A 10508-nucleotide genomic window follows, 5' to 3' on the forward strand; every position below is an offset into this window, starting at 1 on the left:
GCCATTGTTGATAACGTTGACGATCAGAACACCAATCAGGCTTTGCCAGACACCTCCGACGCCCCCTGTAAGTGCCGTACCCCCAACAACCACTGAGGTAATGGCAATAAACATGTACCCGTCTCCGAGGTTACTGGCGACAGAGCCAATACGCGCCACCGCAAATATTGCGCCTGCGGCAAAGAATGCCCCGGCCAGTGCGAACCCCAGTACGCGAACTCGGTTCACTTTCACACCCGATGCGTGCGCCAGTTCTTCCCCTCCTCCAATGGCGTAGAAGTGTCTGCCTAATGACGTGTGATTCTGAATAAACCACGCCAGAACCAGTGCCGCGAGTGCGGCGTATACCATCAATGGGAAACCCCAGAATCGCTCAGTCAGCAGCATTCGAAATACGCTGTCTTTGGCTTGAATACGGTTTCCGTCTGTCAGGAACATGGTTAACCCGATGCAGGTAAACCCCATCCCCAGACTGGCGAGAAACGAAGGGATTCTGAGCATCACGTGCAACAAGCCGTTCACCAGACCCAGTGCAGCACCAATAAGCAGTGCCAGTGGAATGGCAAGCCAGCCCCAGGATTCGAACCCGCCGAAGTAGCCAATCAAGATGGCGAGCATGGCTCCACTGAATGCGACAATCCCTTCCATTGACAGGTCAATCGACCCCATCAGAATAATGAAAGTCACGCCAATCGCGACCATAAGTGGCGCAGCAGAGGCTGTGGCAATACGCGCAAAATTGCGAATCGAAAAGAAATTGGGATTGATGGCGGTAAGTATCAAACACAACACCACCAGCACCAAAACGGGTGCCCAGCGTTGCAGTGTCGACTTACTGATATTCAATGACATATCACTTCCTTATGTTCTTACTTGGGGCATTTTCATGCCCCATGAAATGTCAGTGGTTAAAACGTTCGGTACTTAATCTGACCGCTTGTAAGCGAGAAGTAGTCTTCCCAATCATAGGTCGGAATTTTGGCGACGTTTTCCTCGTACCACTTTTTCGCGTCTTTTTGAGTAATGATGACGGCAGGACCATAGAACTCGCGATGCTCTTTTGGCTCTTCCGAAGGCTTGTATGTGCCAATCGCAGCGTGATATGCCAGAGACAAGGCAATGCCCCCCGCCCAGTATGGGTTGGTGCTCACGGTACACAGCACTTCACCGTCGATTACCAGTTTGACAACATCAGGTGTACCGTCGTAGGAGACGATTGGAATTTCACCAGCCAGACCTTCCGCTCGAAGGGCTTCCAGAATACCCAGCGTCATGCTGTCGTTGGATGAGAAGATGCCTTTAATGTCGTCGCCAAAGCGAGTCAGCATGGTACTCATTACATCAACGGCTTTTGACGTACTCCAGTCGGCTGCCTGCCAGTCAAGAAGCTCAACATCCGGGTAGCTTTCCATTGCTTTCAACAAGCCCGCTTTACGCTCAATCGCCGGCACATTGGAAGCAATACCACCGATACCCACGATGCCGCCTTTACCACCAATGGCGTCGAGCAAGATCTTAGCTGTCATTTGTGACGGCTCATAGTCCGACCAACTGATGTGACACACGTAGTTGTCGCCGAAATCCCAAGGATGAAGATCGTCAGTTTTGTTCCAGATGGTACTGACAAATCCGTTGGCATCTTTACACGCCTGAACGACAGCACGGGCGTTTGGAGAATCGTTCGCATCCACCGCCAAAGCAAGGCGACCTTTCGTCAGGGACAGCAACGATTTGGTGTCGGCAACAACTTTTTCGTTGTTTCCGCCGTGAATGATATGGGTCAGGTCCATACCTAAAGATTCAGCAAACGCTTTACCGCCAGACACGATGGTGTTCCAGTAAGGGTTATCTGGTGTGCGATAGCCCCAAGCCAGTACGGGAGCCGTTTTTTGCCCTGCAGCAAAAACTGACCCTGCACCAAATGTGGATGCCGCTGCCAGACCGCCCACTCCATAGGCGCTGCCGATAATGAAGTTGCGTCTCGATATGGTTTCCTTTTCCAGGAATGTCTTGATGAATGACATAACAAAATCCTTCTTTCAGATACGCTTTTGATCAAGTGTAGATGATCTTATTTTTAAGTAACCATCTAGTTACATACTTTTAACACACACACTTTGACCTCTCAAGAAAAATATGGTGATTTTATGTGCAAATGTGATATTTATGTTAATAAGGACAGGGCAAGATAACCCCATCATTCATTGTGCTTTCAGTTCGGCTTGCAACTGAGGCAAGATCTCGAACAAATCGCCACACAAACCGTAGTCGGCTACCTCAAAAATGGGGGCTTCTGGATCTTTATTGATCGCCACAATCACACCCGAATCTTTCATTCCAGCGATATGCTGAATAGCGCCAGACAAGCCGACAGCAAAATAGAAATCAGGAGCGACAATCTTCCCTGTCTGACCAACTTGCCAGTCGTTGGGAGCAAAGCCTGAATCGACTGCTGCACGTGAAGCACCAACCGCCGCGCCCAGTTCATCCGCAAATGGCATCAAAATTCGCTGAAATGCCCCTTCCGAGCCAATCCCGCGACCACCTGAAACCACAATCTCAGCCGAGGTCAGCTCTGGGCGTTCGCTCTGGTTCAACTGCGTTCCGACATGACGGGTCTTAGGTTGAGGCTGCTCATTGTGAATCGTTTCGATTTGAGCATTTGGCGCATCATTTGTATTAGCTGCGCTAAAGCTGGATGCACGAATAGTGCATAGCTGTTTATCATCGTGGCTTCTCACCGTTTGCAGAGCGTTGCCAGCATAAATAGGGCGAACAAAGGTTTTGCTGTCGACCACTTCGACCACATCTGAAACCTGCATCACGTCCAGTAGCGCCGCGACTCGTGGCAATACGTCTTTGCCAAAGCTTGAACTTGATACCCACACGGCGTCATAAGGTTGTGCAATCTCAGCAATCACCGGAGCAAGGCTTTCGGCCTGTTGAGAAGCAACTTCCCAACTCAGGACTTTTGACACCCCTTCGATACTCGCCGCCTGTTCGGTTATGGCTGAATAGGTTTCCGTCAGCAAAACATGAATATCTTCGGCAACCGAAGAAGCGGCACTGACCACTTTTGCTGTCGCATCGCTGAGTTTGTCGTTGGCATATTCACCAATCACTAGTAGTTTCATTTCGACTCCTTACCAAACGGCTTTATGCGATTTTAGTTTGTCCACCAGCGCAGAAACGCTTTCCAGCATTTCGCCACCACTTCTCTTTTCTGGTGGCACTACAGAAAGTACCTCCAGCTTAGGTGAAACATTCACACCAAAACCGTCAGCAGATTTGTGCTCTACGGGTTTGCGCTTAGCTTTCATCAGGTTTGGCAGGCTGACGAAACGAGGGGTATTCAGGCGCAGGTCGGTGGTGACTACACCCGGTGCTTCAAACGCCACAGTGTCCAGTCCGCCGTCTACTTCTCGTGTCACCTTGATGTCTCTGCCTTCGATTTCAATCTCCGAGGCAAACGTCGCCTGAGGACAATTCATCAACGCCGCCAGCATTTGCCCAGTCTGGTTGCAGTCGTCGTCAATGGCCTGTTTACCCATAATCACCAGGTCACACGGGTTTTCTTCACAATACGCCGCCAGCAGTTTGGCCACTGCAAGTGGCTCTGGCGATTGATCGCATCCAATCAATACTGCGTTATCTGCTCCCATTGCCATGGCATGGCGCAGCTCGCTCTCACATTCTTTCTCGCCAATCGATATCGCGGTCACTTCCGTCACCTTCCCCTGTTCTTTCAACGCGATCGCCGCTTCTACCGCGATTTCATCGAATGGGTTCATGGCCATCTTTACGTTATTCAGTTCAATGCCCGTTTGTTCATCATTCACCCGAACCCGAACGTTGTGGTCCACCACTCTTTTTACCGGAACCAATACCTTCATACTTCAACCTCAAGTAACTAATTAGTTATTTCGATTTCTAAAAAGAGGCGGTTCTCCGCCTCCTCGCTTAATTCAATAAATTACGATACCCACATATCGCGCTTGCCAGTAAATACATGGATCGATTTCACCTCGGTGTACTCGTCAATCCCGTACTTACCTGTTTCTCTTCCTAAGCCAGACTGTTTCATACCACCAATAGGCATGTCCGGACCACCAGTAATGGTGGTATTCACCCAGACGCGACCGGCCTGAATGTCACGCATCGCCTTGGTTGCTGTGCTTAAGTTCTGCGTCCAGATACTGGCAGACAGACCATACACTGAATCATTCGCCTGCTTTAGTGCGTCCTGATAATCGTCGAATTCACTGACGGTTAAAATCGGACCAAAGATTTCTTCCGAAGCAATGTCGGCTTCAGGCGGAACATCTCGGAAAACCTTAGGAGAGAAATACAGCCCTTTTTCTGGAACGTCAGTACACGCACCGAAATCGTAAGCACATGTCGCACCTTGCTTGGTGCCACTTTCCAGGAACTCATTCACTTTGCAAAAATGCGTTGGGTCAATCATTGAACCCACTTGTGTATCTTCATCCAGAGGATCGCCGATCTTCACTTTGGCAAGCCGATCTTTTAAACGCGAGATAAAGTCATCCGCCACTGAAGACGCGACCAGAAGTCGGCTTCCTCCTACGCAGCACTGACCCGCATTAAAACAAAGGGCAAAGGCTACGCCATCGGCCGCTTCATCGAGATTGGCATCCGCAAACACCACATGAGGGTTTTTGCCACCCAGTTCTAAACCCACCTTCTTCATGTTGACTTTAGAACCTTCAAGTACGCTTTTGCCGACCTGAGTAGAGCCCGTAAAGGAGATCATGTCGACGTCTTCGTGATGGCTCATGGCATTGCCAAGCTCTGAGCCCGGACCGGTCACGATGTTCACTACCCCTTTGGGAATGCCCGCCTGCTCTATCAACTTACCCAGCATCAGAGTGGTGCCCGCCGTCAGTTCGCTCGGCTTAATCACTACACTGCACCCTGAAGCCAAAATAAAAGGCAGGCGCTCACACAATATAAAGAAAGGAAAATTCCATGGCGTGATCAAACCCACCACACCGATAGGTTCGTGAAGCACCAAACCGAGCGTGTCTTCTCCCTGCTGGTTGAAGCTTTCTCCTTCCAGTGCTCTGGCTTGCCCTGCTGCGTAATCCCAGAAACCCGCCGCGCCCATTACTTCTCCCCGGCTTTGAGAAATAGGCTTGCCCGTTTCTAATGTTTCGCGGTAAGCGATGTCTTCTTGGCTGGCTTTAATCAATCGTGCAACTTCTGCCAGTTTGTCTGCTCTTTCTGCACCAGAGCAGCGAGACCAAGCGCCATCGTCAAATGCATTTCTAGCGGCGCTCACCGCATCGAAGACATCCTGTTTCGTTCCTCGCGGATAGACAGAAACCGCCACGCCGTGACCGGGGCTTTGTCGCTCAAATACGTTATTAGACGAGCCTAAAGTCCACTCGCCATTTATCCACATCTGATAGTGTGTTACTTCCTTTGGTAAACTAAGAACTGCCATATTCCACTCTCAACGTAAATTTATCTTTCTGTTTTAATAAGTAGTTTTACTTAACCAATTAATAATTCATTTATCATTATCAGTTATTTTTTAACCGATTTATGTTTGACCTTAGCACAAGATTTCATTATAAGTAACTATATAGTTACAAGGAGAGTGAAAAATGTTAGTGACTCCACAATTACCTTTGGACGTCTATGAAGACATAAAGCAAACCACCCGTCGGTTTGCACAGGAAGTGGTAAAACCAAGAGCAGAACAACTGGACAGAGACTCTGCGTTTCCAAGTGATATCTATAAGCAAATGGGAGAACTCGGATTACTGGGGATTACCGCCCCAGAAGAACACGGAGGTATCGGCTTAGATACATTAAGCTACGCCATCGTAATGGAAGAGTTGTCACGCGGTTACGCGTCTATCGCAGACCAGTGTGGCTTAGTAGAGCTGATTACTTTCTTACTGAGTAAGTACGGCAATCAGGAGCAGCAAGACCGGCTTTTCCCTCAAGTGTTGACCGCTGAGAAGTTCGTCGCCTACTGCATTACAGAAGCCGAAGCTGGGTCGGATGTGTCGAACATTCGCACCACGGCGACCAAAACGGATCAAGGCTGGCAGCTAAATGGCGAAAAGATCTGGATTCATAATGCTCCTGTTGCGGATTACGCCTTTGTACTGGCAAGAACCGATTTGGATGCGGGTCACCGTGGGATGAGTATTTTCATTGTGGACTGCGCACTTGAAGGCGTAACCAAAGCGCCGAAAGAAGAAAAGATGGGACAACGTGCCTCGCAGGTTGGTTCTCTGCTTTTTGATAATGTTCAACTGGATCAGAACGCATTACTTGGCGAAGAAGGTCGCGGTTTTTACATGATGATGAGTGCACTGGATAAAGGGCGAGTGGGCATTGCTGCACTGGCGACAGGCATTGCACAGGCTGGCTTAGAAGCTTCGGTCGAGTTTTCTCAGACCCGTAAACAATTTGGTAAGCCTATTAGCGACAATCAGGGTTTGCAGTGGATGATGGCCGATATGGCGAAAGAGATTGCGGCGGCAAGAGCGCTGGTTCATCAGGCTGCGATGTTGTTAGACGCAGGTAAGCCTGCCACAAAAGCGTGTTCCATCGCCAAATGTTATGCCGGGGATACGGCGGTTGCACAATCGGCCAATGCGGCGCAAATTCATGGCGGCGGCGGTTTTATCCGCGGGGTTGAAGCAGAGCGCTTGTATCGTGATGCCAAGATCACTCAGATTTACGAAGGGACTAACCAAATCCAGCGTACCATTATCGCCCGAGAGCTTCTGAAAAACGGAGCGGAATCATGAAGTCGCCTGTCGCACTAGTGACGGGTGGTGCTCGCGGAATTGGTAAAGCCATCGCATTGGCGTTGGCTAAATCGGGATACCGTGTCGCGGTGAATGACCGGGAAGATTCCCCTGCACTACAAGAAACGCTGGCTGAGCTGGAAAAGTTCAGTCAGCCCCATATGGCGCTTTGCGGCGACGTTTCAGATATTGATTCTCACGCGAACTGGCTCAAAGAGGTGGAAACCAGCTTGGGCAGCATAACCACTTTGGTAAACAATGCAGGCGTTTCGGTACAAAACCGAGGCGATCTTCTGGATGTAACACCAGAGAGTTACGACCGATGCCAGCTCATTAACACCAAAGCAATGTTCTTTCTTTCGCAGGCATTCGCTAAGGTGCGTGTCGCCAATCCGGTGAGCGATCATCCGGTTTCGATCATCAACATCACCTCTTCCAACGCCAAGGCGGCGAGTGAAAACCGTTCTGAGTATTGCGTATCCAAAGCGGCTGCGGCGATGGTATCTAATTTATTTGCGGTTCGGTTAGGGCGCGAAAACATTGCGGTGTACGACATTCAGCCAGGTCTTATTGAAACCGAAATGACCGCGCCTTCTATGCACCTGTATCGGGAGCGGGTGGAAAATGGGTTTACTCTTCTGCCTCGAATTGGGGTGCCGGAAGAGGTAGGAAAAGTGGTCACCTCTTTGGCAACAGGGCAACTGCCTTACACAACAGGACAAACTATTTCGGTTGATGCAGGCATGCTGGTCAGCCGATTTTAAAAGGACTTTTTATGACACATATCATCTTGCCTGATGAACAGCAGAAGCTAAGCAAGTATCAGGTGATTGGGAACACGCTTGATGAAAGCGCCATCAACTCTGGGGTATTTAACCGCATAGCTTTTTCAGCGGCGCATGTTGTGGCAAACCCGTTAACATCGACTGAACCTTCTGGGCGAGCTTCGCTGGATTGGGAGAAAACACTGGCTTACCGTCACTATCTGATGTCGATGGGGTTCGGTATTGCTGAAGCGATGGACACAGCACAACGCGGAATGGGATTAACCTGGGACGATGCGCTGGCGCTGATTCGTCATACTCAGGAAGCGGTTTCAGATATGCCTGATGCGTTGATTTATCACGGTTGCGGTACGGATCAACTCGACGATAACCAACGCTATTCTCTGGATGAAGTCATCGCTGCGTATCGAGAGCAAATCGATGCAATTCAGTCTGTCGGCGGGAAGCTCATCTTAATGGCAAGTCGTGCTCTGGCGAAAACTGCTAAATCAGAGCAAGACTATTTTAAAGTATATCAAAGCGTGCTCAAAGACGCGGACAACCCTGTGATTCTGCACTGGCTTGGCGACATGTTCGACCCTCAGCTAACAGGATATTGGGGCACCGCTGATGTCGATAAAGCCATGGATACGGTTGTTCACATGATTCATGAAAATCAGGACAAAATCGACGGTATCAAGATTTCACTATTGGATGCAGAAAAAGAAATCCAGTTGCGCAAAAGGCTGCCGGCTGGCGTGAAAATGTACACGGGTGATGATTTCAACTACCCCGAACTGATTGCTGGTGACAGTACCCATTATTCTCATGCGTTACTCGGAATATTCGATGCTATTGCTCCGGCAGCGGCGCTCGCTTTGACGGAGCTGGGGAAAGGAAATCAGTCGGCATTTATGAATATTTTAGAGCCCACCGTGCCACTTTCTCGCCTGATATTCAGTGCCCCTACACGCTTCTACAAAACTGGGGTTGTCTTTTTGGCATACCTGAACGGCTTTCAGGATCACTTTGTGATGGTGGGCGGCGCACAATCCATGCGACCAATAACCTACTTCACAGAGCTGTTTAAACTGGCGGATCAAGCCAGCCTGCTCAGAGATCCGGATTTTGCTGCTGACAGAATGAAGCGTTTTTTGAAGATTTATGGCGTAACTAACTAGATATTTATTATGGATGTAATGGAATACGATGTGCTGATTGTAGGGGCAGGACCAAGCGGTCTTGCCAGTGCCATTCAGCTTAAAACACTCGGTGAAGCGCAGGGAAAAGCGCTGTCTGTCTGTGTATTGGAAAAAGGGGCAGAAGTTGGGGCACACATCATCTCTGGTGCGGTGCTTGAACCCCGAGCATTGGATGAGTTGATCCCCGACTGGCGGGATCAGTCACCGGATTTTGGTCACCCTGTTACTCAGGATGATTTCTACTGGCTTAAAAACACCGATGACAAGCTCCGTATTCCACACATGTTGCTTCCTAGAGAGCTCGATAACACGGGAAATTGGGTAATAAGCCTTGGCGCTTTGTGTCAGATGCTGGCTTCTCATGCCGAAAACCTTGGGGTCGAGATCTTTACAGGTTTTACCGCCGACTCCATCGCGTTTAATGAACATGGCGCTGTTGACGGTATCATTACGGGGGAAATGGGCTTAAACGAAGACGGTTCTGAAAGCCCGAATTACGTACCGGCAATTCACATCAAATCTAAACAGACCCTTTTCTGTGAAGGGGCGAGAGGTCACTTAGGCAAGCAACTGATCCGCCATTTTGACTTGGATAAAGGCAAAGATCCGAACCATTTTGCACTGGGTTTTAAAGAGATATGGAAAATCTCGAAAGATAAGCATGTAACGGGGAAAACAGAGCACGCCATTGGCTGGCCACTCAACCAAAAGGCGAATGGCGGCGCGTTTTGTTACCACTATGGCGACAACCTTGTCTCTTTGGGTTTGGTGATCGATCTGGATTACAGTAACCCCTCTTTACAGCCATTTATGGAATTCCAGTCCCTTAAACACCATGCCTGGTTAAGCGACCTCCTCGAAGATGCGGAACGCATCAGCTACGGTGCGAGAGCCATAAACAAGAGCGGATTTCATGCGCTTCCGGCAATGAGTTTCGACGGCGGGTTCTTGCTAGGCTGTGATGCAGGCACGCTCAATGTTGCCAAAATAAAAGGGACTCATACGGCAATGAAGTCCGGCATGCTTGCCGCGCAGTCCATCATTGAAAGCTGGGAGAAAACAGAGCAGGACAAATCACAGTGTTTTACCCAGTTATTCGAAAATTCGTGGTTACACCAAGAGCTTTATGCTTCCCGTAACCTCATCCCTTCGATAAAAAAATGGGGAAGCTGGGCAGGCGGAGCAGTGCAAACCATCGAAAGCCGATTGTTCAAAGGCAACGCGCCGTGGCAGTTGCATCACCAAAGTGAAGATGCCAAATCACTGCAAACCTTATCGACTGTTGAGCCCTACACTTACCCAAAACCGGATGGCAAACTCAGCTTCGACCGATTGTCTTCTGTCTATCTGGCAAACCTGTCTCACCGGGACGACCAACCCAATCATCTGAAGCTGGAAGACGCGACCATACCGATCAGTACCAACTTACGGCTATTTGGTGAGCCAGCACAGTTTTACTGCCCTGCCGGTGTCTATGAAGTGGAGTTTTCAAAAGATGCAGAGCCCGCTTTTCGAATCAACAGCCAGAACTGCATTCACTGTAAAACCTGCGACATAAAAGATCCCAGTGAGAACATCACCTGGACACCACCAGAAGGAGCAAGCGGACCTAATTATTCGGGGATGTAGTATCTACGAAATATTTGTAATAACTACAAATGCTTATTTAAGCATCAGGAATATATTGCATTTCATGCGATAGATACCTCTGAAAAACAATACTTGTACGTTCTTTAGAAGAATCTGAAAAC

Annotated in this window: 9 protein-coding genes; 4 read left to right on the top strand and 5 right to left on the bottom strand. The window is 49.2% G+C overall.

Annotation, left to right across the window (positions count from 1 at the left end):
- The 5 genes from RH89_RS07445 to RH89_RS07465 all read right to left on the bottom strand — a co-directional run.
- Positions 1 to 852 (bottom strand): ABC transporter permease (locus tag RH89_RS07445; protein WP_004400719.1); only part of this gene is annotated, 852 nt, incomplete at its 3' end.
- A gap of 56 nt (positions 853 to 908) precedes the next feature.
- Positions 909 to 2024 carry a sugar ABC transporter substrate-binding protein gene (locus RH89_RS07450; RefSeq protein WP_004400721.1) on the bottom strand — a complete coding sequence of 372 codons (1116 nt, stop codon included), beginning with the start codon at positions 2022 to 2024 and terminating at the stop codon, positions 909 to 911.
- A gap of 177 nt (positions 2025 to 2201) precedes the next feature.
- The gene (locus RH89_RS07455; RefSeq protein ID WP_004400722.1) at positions 2202 to 3134 is read right to left on the bottom strand and encodes an electron transfer flavoprotein subunit alpha/FixB family protein; all 933 of its coding nucleotides are present in this window, start codon (positions 3132 to 3134) and stop codon (positions 2202 to 2204) included.
- Positions 3135 to 3143: 9 nt separating this feature from the next.
- Positions 3144 to 3893 carry an electron transfer flavoprotein subunit beta/FixA family protein gene (locus RH89_RS07460; RefSeq protein WP_004400723.1) on the bottom strand — a complete coding sequence of 250 codons (750 nt, stop codon included), beginning with the start codon at positions 3891 to 3893 and terminating at the stop codon, positions 3144 to 3146.
- 80 nt (positions 3894 to 3973) lie between these two features.
- On the bottom strand, positions 3974 to 5467 hold the full coding sequence (locus tag RH89_RS07465) for an aldehyde dehydrogenase family protein (protein ID WP_038145254.1): 1494 nt from the start codon (positions 5465 to 5467) through the stop codon (positions 3974 to 3976).
- A 163-nt stretch (positions 5468 to 5630) separates the two neighbouring features.
- Between RH89_RS07465 and RH89_RS07470 the strand changes: the two genes are divergently transcribed.
- Genes RH89_RS07470 through RH89_RS07485 form a run of 4 tightly spaced genes read left to right on the top strand, consistent with a single transcriptional unit; the run spans position 5631 to position 10386 of the window.
- Entirely contained in the window at positions 5631 to 6791 is a 1161-nt protein-coding gene (locus tag RH89_RS07470) for an acyl-CoA dehydrogenase family protein (RefSeq protein WP_004400725.1), read from the top strand.
- A complete protein-coding gene (locus tag RH89_RS07475) occupies positions 6788 to 7555 on the top strand; it encodes a 3-ketoacyl-ACP reductase (RefSeq protein WP_004400726.1) in 768 nt (255 codons plus the stop codon). The genes RH89_RS07470 and RH89_RS07475 overlap by 4 nt, the downstream gene beginning before the upstream one ends.
- An 11-nt stretch (positions 7556 to 7566) precedes the next feature.
- Entirely contained in the window at positions 7567 to 8736 is a 1170-nt protein-coding gene (locus RH89_RS07480; RefSeq protein ID WP_004400727.1) for a dihydrodipicolinate synthase family protein, read from the top strand.
- Between the two features lie 9 nt (positions 8737 to 8745).
- On the top strand, positions 8746 to 10386 hold the full coding sequence (locus RH89_RS07485; protein ID WP_004400728.1) for an electron transfer flavoprotein-ubiquinone oxidoreductase: 1641 nt from the start codon (positions 8746 to 8748) through the stop codon (positions 10384 to 10386).
- The last annotated feature ends 122 nt before the right edge of the window (positions 10387 to 10508 follow it).

The sequence above is a fragment of the Vibrio nigripulchritudo ATCC 27043 genome, from assembly GCF_000222685.1.
Lineage (GTDB): Bacteria > Pseudomonadota > Gammaproteobacteria > Enterobacterales > Vibrionaceae > Vibrio > Vibrio nigripulchritudo.